General features: G+C 67.3%; 14 protein-coding genes. 6 read left to right on the top strand and 8 right to left on the bottom strand.

The annotated features are described in order from the left end of the window. Positions 1 to 3 precede the first annotated feature (3 nt). The 7 genes from EV662_RS08560 to EV662_RS08535 all read right to left on the bottom strand — a co-directional run bounded on the left by EV662_RS08560 (position 4) and on the right by EV662_RS08535 (position 7,946). The gene (locus tag EV662_RS08560; protein WP_132461748.1) at positions 4 to 966 is read right to left on the bottom strand and encodes a Bug family tripartite tricarboxylate transporter substrate binding protein; all 963 of its coding nucleotides are present in this window, start codon (positions 964 to 966) and stop codon (positions 4 to 6) included. 112 nt (positions 967 to 1,078) lie between these two features. Next, positions 1,079 to 2,011 carry a sugar phosphate isomerase/epimerase family protein gene (locus EV662_RS08555; protein WP_132461747.1) on the bottom strand — a complete coding sequence of 311 codons (933 nt, stop codon included), beginning with the start codon at positions 2,009 to 2,011 and terminating at the stop codon, positions 1,079 to 1,081. A gap of 40 nt (positions 2,012 to 2,051) precedes the next feature. After that, a complete protein-coding gene (locus EV662_RS20040; RefSeq protein WP_165915561.1) occupies positions 2,052 to 3,068 on the bottom strand; it encodes a xanthine dehydrogenase family protein molybdopterin-binding subunit in 1,017 nt (338 codons plus the stop codon). Then, positions 3,068 to 4,945, bottom strand: coding sequence for a molybdopterin-dependent oxidoreductase (locus tag EV662_RS20035; RefSeq protein WP_165915560.1), 1,878 nt, complete (start codon positions 4,943 to 4,945; stop codon positions 3,068 to 3,070). The genes EV662_RS20040 and EV662_RS20035 overlap by 1 nt, the downstream gene beginning before the upstream one ends. Then, the gene (locus EV662_RS08545; protein WP_132461746.1) at positions 4,938 to 5,831 is read right to left on the bottom strand and encodes an FAD binding domain-containing protein; all 894 of its coding nucleotides are present in this window, start codon (positions 5,829 to 5,831) and stop codon (positions 4,938 to 4,940) included. The genes EV662_RS20035 and EV662_RS08545 overlap by 8 nt, the downstream gene beginning before the upstream one ends. A gap of 60 nt (positions 5,832 to 5,891) precedes the next feature. Then, positions 5,892 to 7,055 carry a zinc-dependent alcohol dehydrogenase gene (locus EV662_RS08540; protein ID WP_132461745.1) on the bottom strand — a complete coding sequence of 388 codons (1,164 nt, stop codon included), beginning with the start codon at positions 7,053 to 7,055 and terminating at the stop codon, positions 5,892 to 5,894. 54 nt (positions 7,056 to 7,109) lie between these two features. Beyond that, positions 7,110 to 7,946: an IclR family transcriptional regulator gene (locus tag EV662_RS08535; protein WP_165915559.1), complete on the bottom strand. Its 837-nt coding sequence runs from the start codon at positions 7,944 to 7,946 to the stop codon at positions 7,110 to 7,112. Between the two features lie 183 nt (positions 7,947 to 8,129). Between EV662_RS08535 and EV662_RS08530 the strand changes: the two genes are divergently transcribed. Beyond that, positions 8,130 to 8,573, top strand: a complete 444-nt coding sequence (locus EV662_RS08530; RefSeq protein ID WP_132461743.1) for a BLUF domain-containing protein — start codon at positions 8,130 to 8,132, stop codon at positions 8,571 to 8,573. 21 nt (positions 8,574 to 8,594) lie between these two features. Here EV662_RS08530 and EV662_RS08525 read toward each other — a convergent pair whose 3' ends face one another. Beyond that, entirely contained in the window at positions 8,595 to 10,004 is a 1,410-nt protein-coding gene (locus tag EV662_RS08525) for a helix-turn-helix domain-containing protein (RefSeq protein ID WP_132461742.1), read from the bottom strand. Between the two features lie 178 nt (positions 10,005 to 10,182). Here EV662_RS08525 and EV662_RS08520 point away from each other — a divergent pair, with 178 nt between their 5' ends. The 5 genes from EV662_RS08520 to EV662_RS08500 all read left to right on the top strand — a co-directional run bounded on the left by EV662_RS08520 (position 10,183) and on the right by EV662_RS08500 (position 15,932). Continuing rightward, entirely contained in the window at positions 10,183 to 11,163 is a 981-nt protein-coding gene (locus EV662_RS08520; RefSeq protein ID WP_132461741.1) for a Bug family tripartite tricarboxylate transporter substrate binding protein, read from the top strand. A gap of 81 nt (positions 11,164 to 11,244) precedes the next feature. Continuing rightward, positions 11,245 to 11,736: a tripartite tricarboxylate transporter TctB family protein gene (locus EV662_RS08515; RefSeq protein ID WP_132461740.1), complete on the top strand. Its 492-nt coding sequence runs from the start codon at positions 11,245 to 11,247 to the stop codon at positions 11,734 to 11,736. A 12-nt stretch (positions 11,737 to 11,748) separates the two neighbouring features. After that, positions 11,749 to 13,266, top strand: a complete 1,518-nt coding sequence (locus EV662_RS08510; RefSeq protein WP_132461739.1) for a tripartite tricarboxylate transporter permease — start codon at positions 11,749 to 11,751, stop codon at positions 13,264 to 13,266. A gap of 46 nt (positions 13,267 to 13,312) precedes the next feature. After that, on the top strand, positions 13,313 to 14,845 hold the full coding sequence (locus EV662_RS08505; protein ID WP_132461738.1) for an acyl--CoA ligase: 1,533 nt from the start codon (positions 13,313 to 13,315) through the stop codon (positions 14,843 to 14,845). Between the two features lie 106 nt (positions 14,846 to 14,951). Further along, a complete protein-coding gene (locus EV662_RS08500; RefSeq protein ID WP_132461737.1) occupies positions 14,952 to 15,932 on the top strand; it encodes a 2-dehydropantoate 2-reductase in 981 nt (326 codons plus the stop codon). Positions 15,933 to 15,945: the final 13 nt, after the last annotated feature.

The raw sequence follows: 15,945 nt of genomic DNA, 5'->3' as shown, positions 1-15,945 counted from the left end.
GCGTTACTGCGCCTTCATGCCAAGCTGGCCCATCAGATCGGCGATGGCCTTGTCGTCGCGCGCGATCAGTTCGCCAAAGGCCGCGTGGTCGGCGAAGTCGATCTCGAATCCGATGGTCTGGGCGGCCTGCTTGAACGCGTCGCTTTCGGCGGCGGCCTTGGCGGCGGCCTCCAGCTTGACGATCACGTCCTCGGGCGTGCCCGCGGGCGCGGCGAGGCCCCGCCACATGACGATATCCATGCCGTCCGCCCCGCTTTCGGCGCAGGTGGGGATGTCGGGCAGCTGGCTGATCCGCTTGGCCGAGGTGACGCACAGGATTTTCAGCGTGCCCGCCTCGTGGTGCGAGATGAACTGGCCCGGCCATTGCAGCGCGGCATCCAGCCGCCCCGCGATCAGTTCGACCGGCGCGCGGCCCTGGTCATAGGGGACGTGCACGGCCATGTCGGACAGGCCCATCGCGGCGAGAATCGCCTCGGTCGTCAGGTGCGTGAAGGACCCCTTGCCCGAGGCGCCGATCTTGAGTTTCTGGCCGGAGGCCTTGATGTCGGCGGCCATGTCGGAAAGCGAGTTCCAGCCGGAATCGGCGCGCACGGCGAAGGCCGGGACCTCGACGCTGATCTTGGCGATGGGCTGGAAGGCATTGAAATCGAAAGGAATACCGCCATTGTGGTAGCCCGTGCTGATCGAGTTCGAGTTCCAGACGATATTGTAGCCATCCGCGGGCATGCCGTGGACATATTGATAGCCCACCGCGCCGCCGCCGCCGGGGCGCGAGACCGGCACCACCGGTTCGGGCATGTGCTTGGACATCAGGTCGGCGAGCAATTGCCCGATGGTCTGGGCGGTGCTGCCGAACAGGATGGTCATCTCGACCGGCTTTTCCGGGAACTCGGCGCGCGCCTGTCCCCCGATCCCCACGGCCATCGCCGCGACAAGCGCGACGGATGCGAAAATCCGCGTGTTCATCGTCGTTTTCCTCCCTCTCGAATGCCACCCGGTGGGCGGCGCGCGGCAGTCCTCCACTGCCAGTCGGTCCAGTCTGCGCGGCCACCCCTCCCCCGGGCGACCTGCCTTTTCGTCAGTCGGGCCGCTGCGACAGCGCCCAGGCGTCGCGGATCACCCGCTTGGCGTTGGCCATGATGACCTCGGAAACCTCGCCCGCCAGAACCGGGCGCACCTCGGCGCTGACCACCGGGCGCACCGGCTTGTCGAAGAAGCCGTTCTTGCGCAGTTCCCTGAAGAACGTCACCACCTCGGGCGTATCCGTCTCGCCGCCGGGGATGCCGAAGCGGGGCTGGATATCGCCATAGGCCGGGTGCGACTTGTCGCGGAAGGCGCAGTTGCCCAGGTGGACGGCGTCCAGCCATTCGGCCATCTGCGGGATGCTTTCCTCGGGCGTTTCGTCCAGCAGCGGGAAATGGCTGAGGTCGGTCAGCAGGCCGAAATTCGGGTAGTCGGGGCGGATCGCGCGGGCGATGTCGACGGCGTCGCCCACCGGGCCGATCAGGTTCTTCTTGTCGATGCCGCGGTCGAAGATTTTCAGCGTGAAGGCCAGCCCGTCCTTTTCCTCGGCCGCGTAGTCGAGGATCTGGTGCAGCGAGTCGATCAGCAGCTTCTTGGCCTCTTCGCGCCTTTCGTCACCCGGATCCTTGCCCGCGATGAGGCGGACCACCTCGGCGCCCAGTTGCCGGGCCTCGTCCACGGCGCTTTTTATCGCCTCGACGGCCTTGGCCCGTTCGGCCTGATCGAAATGGTTCAGGTTGAACTTGTTGCTCAGCACCTTGGGCTGGGTGGCATAGGCGACCGACAGGTGGCTTTGGTCCAGCAGGTGGCGCGCGGTGTTGCGCACGCGGTAATCCTTCATCCAGCCCACCTCGACGGCGGTCCAGAACTCGTCGGCGCAGATCTTTTCCAGCGTCTCGACGATGGGCCCGGCCCCGGTTTCGATGCCCGGGAAGGCCTTGAAATGAACGATGCCCACCCGCATCGCGCTGTAGATCGAGCTTTCCATCATGTTCCTCCCTCTGCGCCCGGTTCCGGGGCGCCCCTCGTTACTCGGCCGCCTCGCGCGCAGCGTCGCGCGCCTCTTTCTCTGCTATCGCGGCCAGCACCTTTTCCGGTGTCGCGGGCAGCGACTTGATGCGCACGCCGATCGCGTCGTGGATCGCGTTCATGATCGCGGGCGCGGTCGGCACCAGCGCGGGTTCGCCGATCCCCTTGGCGCCCAGCGGGCTGAGGGGATCGGGATCCTCCACCAGCACGGATGTGATTTCCGGCACGTCCAGCGCGGTCGGCAGGATGTATTTCGCGAAGCCGTGCGTCGTGGTGTGACCCTGTTCGGTCCGGTAATCCTCCATCAGCGCCTGGCCGAGGCCCTGCACCACGCCGCCCTCGATCTGGCCTTCGACGCCGCGGGGGTTGATGACGCGGCCCACGTCATGGGCGGCCCAGAGGCCCAGTACCTGCACCTCTCCGGTCAGGGTGTCGACCTCGACCTCGGCCACCTGGGTGCCGAACACATAGGCCTGCCAGGGCGCGCCCGAGCCGTCGACGGGGTTCAGCCCCGTGCCATGCGCGGTGAAATGGCCCGCGCCCACCGGCACGACGCCGCGTTTCTTGGCGATGTCCACCGCCTCGGCCATGGTCATGGCAAGGTTGGTGCCGTGGGCCTTCAACGCGCCGTCGAAGGCGACCAGCGTGCCCGCGTCCACCTCCCAATGGGCGGCGATTTCGGCGAACAGCCGGGATTTCGCCTCGCGGCACGCGAGCGCCACCGAATTGCCGATCATGTAGGTCTGGCGCGTGGCGCCCGCATGGGCCGCCTCGGGCGAGCGCGCGGTGTCGTTGTCGCCGATGGTCACGTCCTCGGGGCGGATGCCCAGTTCCTCGGCCGCGATCTGGGCCAGAACGGTCAGGATGCCCTCGCCGATCTCGGTCACGCCGGTCACGACCTTGGCGGTGCCGCCGTCATCCAGTTCCGCCCAGGCGCCCGCGCGGTCCACCGTGGCGGTGCGCGCGATGCCGTACCAGCTTGCCGCGACGCCGCGGCCGCGCATTTTCCGTTGCATCAGGCGACCCTTTCCTTGCCGTCCTTCGATGCCTCGAACCGGGCGCCCAGGGTGCAAGGGGCGCGGGTACCGGGGCCGCCAAGGTCGCCACGCTCGGGACCCCGCATCCGCGGCGCCCCGGGCTCCCAGCGCGACGCCGCCTCGGCGGCCGCCAGCACCCGGCCGATCGAGGCCGAGTCGAGTTTCTGTTGGGTATGGGTCAGCGAACCCGCCCGCATCATGTTGCGCCGCCTGATCTCGAACGGATCGAGGCCGAGCCGTTCGGCGGCGATGTCGATCATGCTTTCGGTGGCGAATTGCGCCTGCATGCCGCCGAAGGTGCGGAAGGCGCCCGATGGCGTGTTGTTGGTGTAGACGGCGGTGGTGTCGACCTGAAGGTTTTCCACCTCGTAGGGCCCGCAGGACAGGATCGCGGCCTTGCGCATCACGCCCTCGGACGACATGCCATAGGCGCCGCCGTCGGACAGCATGTCGAACTTGATGGCGGTGATGCGGCCCTCCTTCGTCAGGCCCATGCGGTATTTCACCCGGCTGGGGTGCCGCTTGGCCGAGGCGATGATCGACTCCTCGCGGGTAAAGACCAGCCGCACCGGGCGGTAGGTCTTCATCGCCGCAAGGGCCAGCATGCCCTGGTAGATCATGTCCTCCTTGCCGCCAAAGCCGCCGCCGACGGGGGACATGATGAAGCGCACCTTGTTGATGGGCCTGGCGATGATTTCCGACAGCATGTGGCGGTGATGGGTGATGTTCTGGCTGGGCGAGATCACCGTCACCACGTCATCGGCGTCCACATAGGCCAGCCCCGCCTCGGGTTCGAGATAGGCATGTTCGACCTGCTGGGTGGTGAATTCGTCCTCGAGGATCAGGTCGGCGGCGGCGAAGCCCGCCTCGATGTCGCCCTTCCGGATCGGGATGTGTTTCACCACGTTGTCGGGGGCATAGTCGTGGATCACCGGCGCGCCGGGCTGCAACGCATCCTCGGGATCGTAGAGGCCCGGCAGTTCGCGGTACTCGACCTTGATCTTCTTCAGCGCGCGACGGGCGGTCGCCACGTCCTCGGCCGCCACCGCGGCCACGGCCTCGCCAACGTGGCGGACCTTGCCGCGCGCCATGATCGGCTGGTCATGGACGAAGACGCCGAAGCCGTCCTTGCCCGGCACGTCATCGGCGGTGATGACGCAGGCCACGCCGTCCATGGCTTCCGCCTCGGAGGTGTCGATGGACAGGATCTCGGCATGGGCATGGGGCGAGCGCAGGACGGCCATGTGCAGCATGTCGGGCATCACCATGTCGCCCGCGTATTTCAGCCGGCCCGTCACCTTGGAGGGCGCATCCAGCCGCCGGACATTGTGGCCGATGAAGCTGTCGCCCACCGTTTCGGGGTCCAGCGCGGCGGGGCTGGCGCGGCCCGTCACCACGTCGCGGGCCAGGGCCACCGCCTCGATGATCTTGGAATAGCCGGTGCAGCGGCAGATATTGCCGCCCATGCGTTCCTTGATCTCGTCGAGGCTGGCCTCGGGCGCCTCGCGCAGGATGGACGTTGCGGCCATGACCATGCCGGGGATGCAATAGCCGCACTGGCTGGCCCCGGTCTTGTGGAACGCCTTCTGGATCACGTCCAGATCGCCCGGCCGCGCCAACCCCTCGACGGTCTGGATATCCGCGCCTTGCGCCTTGGCGGCGGGCATAAGGCAGGATTTCACCAGCTTGCCGTCGACGAACACGGAACAGGTGCCGCATTCGCCAGCGCCGCAGCCTTCCTTGGTGCCGGTCAGGTTCAACTCGTCGCGCAGGAAATCCAAGAGGCGCTGGCCGGGGTCGGCGCGGCGCGTCACCTTGCGGCCGTTGACCTGCAGTTCCAGTTTCATATCAGGCATGGGCGGCCTCCTTCCGGGCGCGGTCGGCGGCCTCTTCCAGGGCTGCGCGGACAAAGCCCGGCACCACGCGGCGGCGGTATTCGATGCGGCTGCGCGAGGCGACGCGGGCCGCCGTGGCCGCGGCCGCGTCCGCGATCAGGCGGGCGTCGACCGGTTCGCCCTTCAGCCGGTCCTCGATGTCGCGCAGGCGTTCGGGCACGGGGCCGACGCCGCCAAGGGCAAGGCGCACATCGGCGAAGCGGGTGCCGGTCTCGTCCAGTTTGACCAACGCGGCGACGCAGGCGACGGAAATGACCAGGGAACGGCGCTGGCCGACCTTCTGGAACGACGCGCCATAGCCGTCGGCGCAGTCGAGCGTCACGGAGTTCACCAGTTCGCCGGGGGCAAGCCGCGTGGCGCCGGGGCCGGTCACGAAATCCTCGACCCGCATGGTGCGGCACAGGATGTGGTCGCCCGCCCAGCGGCAGAGTTCGAGTTCTCCGTTCAGCGCCAGAACGGGGGGCGTGCCGTCGGCGGCGGGTGAGGCGTTCACCAGGTTGCCCGCGAGCGTGGCCTGCTGGCGGATCTGGTCGTCGGCGAACCAGACCGCGCAATAGGGCATCACCGGCAGCCAGCGCGCGAGTTCCGGGGTATCGAGAAAATCCTGCCAGACCACGTTCGCGCCCAGCCGCACCCGGCCCCCGTGGCGTTCATAGCCCTGCAATTCCGCGACGCGGGACAGGTCGATGCCCAGCGGCAGGTCCACGTCGCCCGCGCGCCCCTCGCGCGCCCAGGGCAGGATGTCGGTGGCCCCGGCCACCAGCCGCGCGCCCGCGGGCGCGTCCGCCCAAAGGGCCAGCGCCTCGGGCAGTGTCGCGGGCATTTCGTATCGGTCGAATGTCAGCATGTCCCTGGCCCCTCCCTTGGCCATGGACGGGGCCGCCCCTTTCCGGGCGGCCCCGGTTCGTTACTCGGCGGCCACCCTCCGGGCTTCGGAATGGGGGTTCTTGACCACCACCTTGATCGCGTCCTCGACCCGGTCCTTGGCGTAGCGGATCGCCTCTTTCAGGTCGTCCATCTCGAAGGTGTGGGTGTGGATCAGCGTGGCGTCGAACCGCTTTTGCCGCATGAAGGCCTCGGCCCGGTGGGTCGCGGATTTCCCTTCGCCGCGAATGCCGTAGACGTAGATGTTGTTGCGCACCAGATGCGCCACGTCGACCTGCGGCGGCTCGCCCGGGAAGGCGGCGAGGCAGACCTTGCCGCCCCGGTTCACCATCTGGCAGGCCTCGTTGATCGCGTTGGCGGCGGCGGAACATTCCAGCACGTAATCGACGCCGATCCCGCCGTTCAGCCGCTTGACCGCCTCGACCGGGTCCTCGTTGCGGACGTTGACCACGTGATCGGCGCCCAGCTTCTTGCCCATTTCCAGCCGGTTGTCGCGGGTGCCGGTCAGGATGACGGGCTGTGCGCCCAGCGCCTTGGCAACCGCGACACCCAGAAGGCCGATCGGACCGGGGCCGGTGACGACCACGCTTTCGCCGGCGACCAGCCCGCCCAGTTCGGTCAGGCCGTACATCGCGGTGCCGGCGGTGACGACCAGCGTGGCCTCTTCGTCGGACATGGTGTCATCGACGTGGATCAGCGTGTTGATGTTGTTGACCTGGTATTCGCAGAAGCCCCCGTCGGTGGTGAAGCCGTTGGCGCGGTGGCCCTTGTCCACGTCGCCGTAGTTCTTGCCGTAATTGTGGCAGGAGGTGTACATGCCCTGCCGGCAGCGCTTGCACTGGCCGCAGCCGGCGTGGATTTCCACCGTCACCCGCTCGCCGATCTTGTACTCGTCGACGCCCGGGCCCAGCGCCACGACGGTGCCCATGTATTCATGGCCCGGGGTGAAGTTCTTGTTGAACGGCTGGCCGCCCTCGATCTGGGCGGGCGGGCCGTGATAGATGATTTCCAGGTCGGTGGCGCAGATCGCCACGGCGTCGATGCGGACCAGCACCTCGGCCCTTTTCGGCACCGGCACCGGTTTTTCGGCGAGCCGCAATTCGCCCGGATCGCCCAGCACCCAGGCCTTCATCTTTTCGGGGATCGGATAATTGCGATCCGTCTTTACACCCGCTGGCATTCCCATCTCGACTTCCTCCCTGAAGTTCCCGTTTTCGCGTGCCGTTTCCCCCGGCCGCCCCTACCCCCGGCTGAGGCGCAGCCGGTCGGACAGCTTGCGCGCGCAGGCGACGACCTCGTGCATGACGTGGTCGCGGCAGCTTTCGGTGGCCAGCGCCACCGGCATCGAGGCCGAGATCGAGGCGATCACCGCGCCCTTGGCATCCCTGAGCGCCGCGCCGTAACAGACCACGCCGCGTTTCAGTTCCTCGTTGTCGACGGCGAAGCCGTTGCGGCGCACCCAGCGCAGATCCTCGGTCAGGTCCGCGATGCTGGTAATGGTGTGATCGGTGAACCGCGTCAGCCCGTGCTCCGAGATGATCTTGAGCGTCTCGGGTTCGGGCAGCCAGGCCAGGATCGCCTTGCCGGTGGCGGTGGCGTGGGCGGCGCGCATCTTGACCACCTCGTCGGCCTCGATCACGTGGGTTTCGGCGACATTGGCCTTGAAGCGCGTGACCAGCGCGGTCCCCTCCATCTCGGCCAGCTGCACGGACAGGCCCAGCCGCCCCGACAGGTCGATCAGGTCGGTGCGCGCGAAATCCGACAGGTCGGCCTTGCGTTCGCTCATCCCGGTCAGTTCCTGCAGCCGCGAGGACAGAAGGTAGCCCCGGTTGCGCCCGGCGTTCAGCACATAGCCGCGGTCGACCAGCGTCGCGATCAGGTGGTGGCAGGTCGACAGGTTCAGCGCGGCGCGATCCGCGATCTCGCCCAGCGCCAGCGCGTCGGGCGCGGCGGCGAGGATTTCCAGGATCGTCAGCGCGCGTTCGACCGACTGGATGCGGCGCACGGGCTTTTCGGCCGGGGCGCCGGTCTGCGCGGTGCCGTGCTGCACGGCTGCACCTGTGCTTGCCCTGTTCACCGATCTTTCCTCCCTCGGGGTAAGGCTGTCGCATGGCTGGATTCGCGTCAAGTCATTTTCCAAATATCGAAGTGTTTTTGACATTATGAAATAATGGATGGATACCGCGCTTGACTCATCGCCTGACAAGGCTATACCGCCCCGCAAGGGAGGACGACGTCACCCCGAACCGGAGCGCCGCACGTGAGTACGCATTACATCGTCTATGTCAGCCAGGCGGATGCCGGCCTGACGCCGAAGGACCTGGAAGACATCCTGGAGGAATCGCGCAGCTACAACCCGCGGCACGGGATCACCGGGATCTTGCTGTTCGCCGAGGGCGAGGGGCGCTATCGTGGCAGCTTCATGCAGCTGATCGAGGGCGACGAGGCGGAACTGGAAAAGCTGCGCAAGCGCATCTTCTCGGACCGGCGGCACCACACCAAGGTGGTGCTGGAGCGCGGCCAGAAGGACAAGCGCGACTTTCCCGACTGGTCGATGGCGTTCAAGACGGTGGCGAAATCCGACCTGCGCGGCCACCCGACCTTTGCCGAACTGGGCGAGGCGCATTTCCAGGAACGCTGCGCCACCGAGGGGATGCAGGGCGCGCTGTGCTTCCTGTGCGATTTCTGGCAAGAGGCCGCCTGAGCCCGCCCCCCCCTGCCCCGGTCAGCTTTCGTAGCGCGTGGTGCCGCGCCGGTTGGTGTCGATCGGCAGGTCCATGTGCATCGGCTGGTGGGCGCGCTGGGAACAGGCCTGGCGCGGGCAGAACTGGCAGCCGATCCCGATCCGCGCGATGGTGCCGCTGTCGCGATCCAGGTTGACCGCGCGGGCATAGCCGATCCGGTGCGCGTCGCTGCGTTCGCAGCCCAGCGCGACGACCAGGCGGTTGTCCTGCAGATCGCGGCTGACCACGGGGCGGCGGGTGGTGCGGCTGATGGTGAAGAACTGCGCGCCGTCCGGCATCTCGACCAGTTGCGGCAGGATCACGTCGGGCGTGGTAAAGGCGTTGTGGATGTTCCACACCGGGCAGGACCCGCCCTTTTCGGCCAGGGCGAAGGGCGTGGCGTTCACCCGCTTGGTCACGTTGCCGGCCCGGTCGATCCTGAGCAGGAAGAACCCGATCCCGCGCGCCCCGTCGCGTTGCAGCGTGGTCAGCCGGTGGCCCACCTGTTCGAAGGTCATCCCGAAGGCCGCCGCCATCCGGTCGATGTCGTAGGCGGTCTTTTCCGCGAGGTCGAGGAACGGGCCATAGGGCATCAACAGCGCGGCGGCGAAATAGTTCGCCAGTTCCACCCGGCAGCGGGCGCGGGCCTGTTCGGGGCCGATCCCGCTGGCCGCGATCAGTTCGTCCAGCAGGTCGGGCAGTTCGACCAGCGCCAGCATGTGCGCCACCTGAAACACCCGGTTGGGATGGTCCAGCGCCTCGGACAACAGCACCCGCCCGCCGCGCGCATCGAACAGGCGCAGCGTGTCGGGCATTTCCTCGATGCTGACCTGGCGCACGTCGATCTGGAACTTCATCCGCAGATAGCGCTTGAGCAGCGCGTACATGTCGTCGGGGGCGCCCACGATCTGGCGCCGGATCTCGTCGGCGGCGGCCTCGAGCGGGTCGAAATAGTTGGAGTTGTCGCGGAAGAAATCGTGGATCGCGGTCTCGGGCGAGGTGCGCAACAGATCGTCGCCCGAAGCGGAATCACCCAGCCGGGCCAGCCGTTCGACCGCGCCGCGATGGCTGCGGTACAGTTGCAGGAACAGGTCGACCAGCCGCGGCGCGTGATCGACCGCCCCGCGCAACTCGGGCAGGTCGGGGCGATCCTTGGCAAAGGCGGGATCGGCCACGGCGGACCGTATCTCGGCCAGGCGCGCGGCGTCGCGGTCGCTGAGAAGTTCCCGCATATCAACGCCATAAGCCTCGGTCAGGGCCATCAGAACAGGCACTGACAGGGCGCGCTGGTTGTTTTCGAGCAGGTTCACATAGGCCGGGCTGATCTTCAGCCGGCGGGCCATTTCGGCCTGGGTATGGCCGTGGTCGCGGCGCAACTGCCGCAGCTGGGATCCGATCAGGGCCTTCCGCATCTTTACAACATTACAAAAACACAGGTCTGTTATCACCACCTTTATCACAACAACCTTTTTCAGTGTGGAATTTTCTGTCCCGGCGGTATCTCTCGGGGTGGGAAAAGTTGCGAGGCGTTGTCACCCGGTCAGGGCGGCCATGCGCAGCGCTCAAGGCTAACGTCAAAGGGAGGACGACATGATCAACACATTCACACGCCGCACCGCGATGGCCCTGATGGCTTCGGCCGCGCTGGCCGTGGCCACGCCGGTGGCCGCCGAGGGCTGGACGCCGAACAAGCCGGTGGAAATGGTCATCATGGCCGGCCAGGGCGGCGGCGCGGACCGCCTGGCGCGGCTGTTCCAGTCGATGATCCAGACCGAGAACCTGTCGCCGATGCCGATCCTGCCGGTGAACAAGGGCGGCGGGTCGGGCGCCGAGGCGCTGCGCTATCTCAAGGACAAGGAAGGCGACGCCACCACGGTCATGGCGACGCTGAACAGCTATTACACCACGCCGCTGCGCACCGATATCGGCGTCGATATCGAGGAATTCACCCCGATCGCGCGGATGGCCATCGACAACTTCATCCTGTGGGTCAACGCCGACAGCGACATCCAGACGCTGGACGACTATATCGCCGCGGTGAAGGAAGCCGGCGGGTCGTGGAAGATGGGCGGCACCGGGTCGGGCCAGGAAGACAGCCTGGTGACCGCGATGCTGGAAGAGGAATTCGGCGTCAAGTACACCTACGTGCCCTTCGACGGCGGCGGCACGGTGGCCAAGAACCTGGTCGGCAACCACATCGACTCGACGGTGAACAACCCGTCCGAGCAGATGGGGTTCTACAAGGCGGGCAAGTCGCGCCCGATCGCGGCCTTCTCGGAAGAGCGCCTGGAGGCGTTCCCGGACGTGCCCACGATGCGCGAACTGGGCCATGACCTGGTCTATACCATGCAGCGCAGCTTTGTCGGGCCCAAGGACATGCCCGCCGAGGCCGTGGCCTTCTACACCGACATGTTCACCAAGCTGTCGGAAACCGCCGAATGGCAGAAATACGCCGCCGACGAGGCGCTGGACGCCAAGCTGCTGACCGGCGACGCGCTGCAGGAATTCCTGCTGAACGGGCGCGAAGTGCACCGCAAGATCCTGGACAGCATGGGCGAACTGGGCTCGTAAGCCCGCCCCGTCCTGTCGCTGCCGGGCGGGCCCACGGGTCCGCCCGGCCTTCCGTGTTTCGAGAAACGCACTGGATCAGCCATGCTTGCCGCCGACCGCATCATCGCCTTGGCCCTGATGGGCCTGTCCCTTTACTTCATGTGGCACGCCACCGTCTTGCCCATCGGCTGGACCGATGGGTCCGGCCCCGGCGGCGGGGCCTTTCCGTTCTGGCTGTCGGCGGTCATGCTGCTGGCCTCGGGCGGTATCCTGTTGCGCAGCATCCTGGCGCATCCCCACGAGGGCGAGAAATTCTTTCCCGATGCAGACGCGATCCCGCAGGTGGCCGGTGTCGCGGGCCTGCTGATCGCGACCATCGCGGCGACCCATGTCGTCGGCGCCTATGTCGCGCTGATGGCGTTCATGGTGATCTACCTGCGGCTGTTCGGTCGGCATGGCTGGGGCCTGATCGGGATCCTGACGCTGGCCACGCCGGTCTTTTTGTTCTTCTTCTTCGAGGTCACGCTGAAGATCCTGCTGCCCAAGGGGATCACCGAACCCCTGTTCATTCCGCTTTACGCGAAATTCTTCTGAGGAGGGGCGAGCATGGAAATCTTCGGACTTCTTGCCGACGGGTTCGCGACCTCGCTGTCGCCGCTGAACCTGATGATCGTGATCCTGGGCGTCACCGCGGGCCTTTTCATCGGGGCGATGCCGGGCCTGGGGTCGGTGAACGGGGTGGCGATCGTGCTGCCCTTGACCTTCATCGTGCCGCCCTCTTCGGCGATCATCCTGCTGGCCGCGATCTATTACGGGGCGATGTACGGGGGGGCGATCAGTTCGATCCTGCTGGGGATTCCCGGCGCCTCGACGGCGGTGGCCACCACCTTTGACGGCCGGCCGATGGCCCGCCAGGGCAAGGCGGGGCTGGCGCTGATCGCCGCGGCCGTGGCGTCCTTCGTGGGGGGCACGATCTCGGTCGTGCTGTTCACGCTGTTCGCGGTGCCGCTGGCCGACCTGGCGCTGGCCTTCGGCCCGGCCGAGGAATTCGCGCTGGTGCTGATGGCGTTCACAACCTTCGTGGGGCTGGGCGGCGACGACGTGCTGAAGACCATCGTGATGATCTGCCTTGGCCTTGTGCTGTCGACGGTGGGGCTTGACCTGATCTCGGGGCAGCCGCGGCTGATCTTCGGTGATCTGCCGGGGTTCTACTCGGGCATCTCGTTCCTGGTGCTGGCGATCGGCGTCTATGGCGTGGGCGAGATCCTGTACACGATCGAAACCTCGCGCACCTCGCCCTCTGTCACGCCGGCCAAGCTGAGCTTTCGCGCGCTGGGCGAGGGGCTGCGCGAGATGAACAAGCTGTGGAAGACGATGAGCTTTGGCTCGGTCATGGGCTTTTTCGTGGGCATGCTGCCGGCGGCCGGGGCGACGCCCGCAGCCCTGATGAGCTATGGCATGGCCAAAACCTTTTCGAAAAAGCCCGAGACATTCGGCCGGGGCAATATCGAGGGCGTGGCCGCGCCGGAAACGGCGAACAACGCCGCCTCGACCGGGTCGCTGTTGCCGATGCTGACGCTGGGCATTCCCGGTTCGCCCACCACCGCGCTGCTGTTGGGCGGCATGGTGATGTGGGGGCTGGTGCCGGGGCCGATGCTGTTCATCGAGCAGCCCGATTTCGTCTGGGGCCTGATCTCGTCGCTTTACACGGCGAATGTCGCGGCGGTTCTGATCAACATCGCGCTGATCCCGCTGTTCGTCTGGGCGCTGCGGATGCCGTTCACGGTGCTGTGCGCGCTGGTGCTGGTGCTGTGCATCGTGGGCGGCTATGCCCCCAGCCAGAAACTGCACGACGTGTGGCTGATCGCGCTGTTCGGCATCGGCGGCTACCTGCTGCGCAAGGACGACTATCCGCTGGCGCCGCTGGTGCTGGCGCTGGTGCTGGGGCCGCTGATGGAGACAAGCTTTCGCCAGGCGCTGATCAGTTCGCAGGGCAACGTGTTCACCTTCGTCGAGCGGCCGCTTTCGGGGCTGTTCATGGCGCTGGCCGCGCTGTTCTTCGTGCTGCCGCTGCTGAAACTGCTGCGGCAGCGCAAATCGAAACCGCCGGCGGTGGCCGAATAGGCCGGGCCGCGCGTTCGAACCGACAAGACAAGGAAAGGGTATACAAGTGACCACCATCAAGGCACTGCTTCAGGGACATGACGACGACCGCCCCGCGATCGGCGCGCCGGGCCGCGACTGGCTGAGCTATGGCGGGCTGCGGGCGCTGACCGACAAGGTGGCGGGCCAGTTGCACGCCGCCGGTATCGGGCGGGGCGACCGGGTGGCGATCGTGTTGCCGAACGGGCCCGAGATGGCGGCGGCCTTCGTCACCATCGCGCAATCCGCGACCACGGCGCCGCTGAACCCCGCCTATCGCGAGGATGAATACGCGTTCTACCTGGAGGACCTGAAGGCCAAGGCCATCGTGCTGGCGGACGGCTATGACGGCCCGGCGCTGGCCGCGGCGAACCGGTTCGGCCTGACGGTGCTGCGCCTGAAATTCGACGAGGCGGGGCCCGCGGGCACGTTCGACCTGGTGGCCGAGGGCGGCGGCGGGGCCTGCGACGCGGGCGCGCCGGCGCCGGACGACGTGGCGCTGATCCTGCATACCTCGGGCACCACCTCGCGGCCCAAGATCGTGCCGCTGTTGCAGTCGAACGTCTTTGCCTCGGCGGGCAACATCCGCGAGTCGCTGGCGCTGACGGCGGAGGACCGCTGCCTGAACGTGATGCCGCTGTTCCACATCCACGGGCTGATCGCGGCGGTGTCGGCCTCGCTGGCCGCCGGCGCCTCGATCTGGTGCGCGCCGGGCTTCGACGCGCTGAAATTCTTTGGCTGGATGAAGGACGCCCAGCCCACCTGGTACACGGCGGTGCCGACCATGCACCAGGCGATCCTGAGCCGGGCGGGCCGCAACAGGGACATCATCGAGGCCACCAGGCTGCGCTTCCTGCGCTCGTCCTCGGCCTCGCTGCCGGCGCAGGTGATGACCCAGCTGGAGGAAACCTTCGACGCCCCGGTGGTCGAGGGCTATGGCATGACCGAGGCCACCCACCAGATGTGTTCCAACCCCCTGGGCAAGGGCACGCAGAAGCCCGGATCGGTCGGCGTTCCGGCGGGCCCGGAGGTGCGCATCGCGCATGAAACCGAGGACCGGCTGGTGGACGGCACCGGCGAGGTGGTGATTTCGGGGCCCAACGTGACGCCCGGTTACGAGGGCAATCCCGACGCCAACGCCAAGAGTTTCTTCGAGGCGGATGGCAAGCGCTGGTTCCGCACGGGAGACCAGGGCGCGTTCGACGAGGACGGCTATCTGCACCTGACGGGCCGCCTGAAGGAGATCATCAACCGCGGCGGCGAGAAGGTGAGCCCGCTGGAGGTGGATGGCGTGCTGATGGACCACCCGGCGATCGCGCAATGCGTGACCTTCGCCCTGCCCCACCCCAAGCTGGGCGAGGAAGTGGCCGCGGCCGTGGTGCTGAAGGACGGCGCGGAGGCGACCGAGCGCGAGATCCGCGATTTCGCCGCCGCGCGCGTGGCCGATTTCAAGGTGCCGCGCAAGGTGGTGATCCTGGACGAGATCCCGAAGGGTGCCACCGGCAAGATGCAGCGGATCGGCCTGGCCGAGAAGCTGGGCCTGGTCGAAGGCGCGGCCTGACAGGGGGGCCCGGCCTTTGGCCGGGCTGCCTCCGGCGGGGATATTTGAAGCCAGAAGAAGCTGAAAGCGGCGGGTGCGGGTCCGCGGCGAAGCGAGGGATTAGGCGATGAAGATTTGTGTGTTCGGTGCCGGTGCCATCGGTGGTTACATGGGCGCGAAACTGGCGCAGGCGGGGGCCGAGGTGAGCCTGGTGGCGCGCGGGCCGCACCTGGCGGCGATGAAGGAGAACGGGCTGCGCCTGATCGAGGAGGAGAGCGGGACGGATGTGACCGTGCCGGTCAATGCCTCGGACAATGCCGCGGACCTGGGGCCGCAGGATTACGTGATCGTCACGCTGAAGGCCCATTCGGTGCCGCCGGTGGTCGACAGGATGCAGCCGCTGATCGGCGAGAACACCACCATCGTGTCGGGCGTCAACGGGGTGCCGTGGTGGTATTTCCACAAGATCGGCGGGCCGCTGGAGGGCACGCGGCTGGCCTCGGTCGATCCGGGCGACGCGCAGTGGAACGGGTTCGGGCCCGACCGGGTGCTGGGCTGCGTGGTCTACCCCGCGGCCGAGGTGATCGAGCCGGGCGTGGTCAAGCATATCGAGGGCAACCGGTTCTCGCTGGGCGAGCCGGACGGGTCGAAATCGGACCGTGCGATGGCCTTGTCCAAGGCGCTGTCGGCGGCGGGGCTGAAGGCGCCGGTGCGGCCCAAGCTGCGCGACGAGATCTGGGTGAAGCTGTGGGGGAACCTGTCGTTCAACCCGATCTCGGCACTGACGCATGCGACGCTGGACGTGCTGTGCACCGATCCGGGCACGCGCGACGTGGCGCGCAACATGATGCTGGAGGCGCAGGAGATCGCCGAGAAGCTGGGCGTGAAATTCCCCATCGACGTGGATCGGCGGATCGACGGCGGCGCGGCGGTGGGGGCGCACCGGACCTCGATGCTGCAGGACCTGGACCAGGGGCGGCCGATGGAGATCGACGCGCTGGTGGGGTCGGTGCAGGAACTGGGCCGGGTGACCGGGACGCCCACGCCGACCATCGACACGGTTCTGGCGCTGGTCGCGCTGCGCGGCAAGGTGGCGGGGCTGTACTGACGCCCATCCTATC

The organism is Rhodovulum marinum, assembly GCF_004343075.1.
In the GTDB taxonomy this organism is placed as follows: Bacteria; Pseudomonadota; Alphaproteobacteria; order Rhodobacterales; family Rhodobacteraceae; genus Rhodovulum; species Rhodovulum marinum.
Note: the sequence above shows the minus strand (reverse complement) of the source record. Positions and strands in the feature narration are given on the sequence as shown.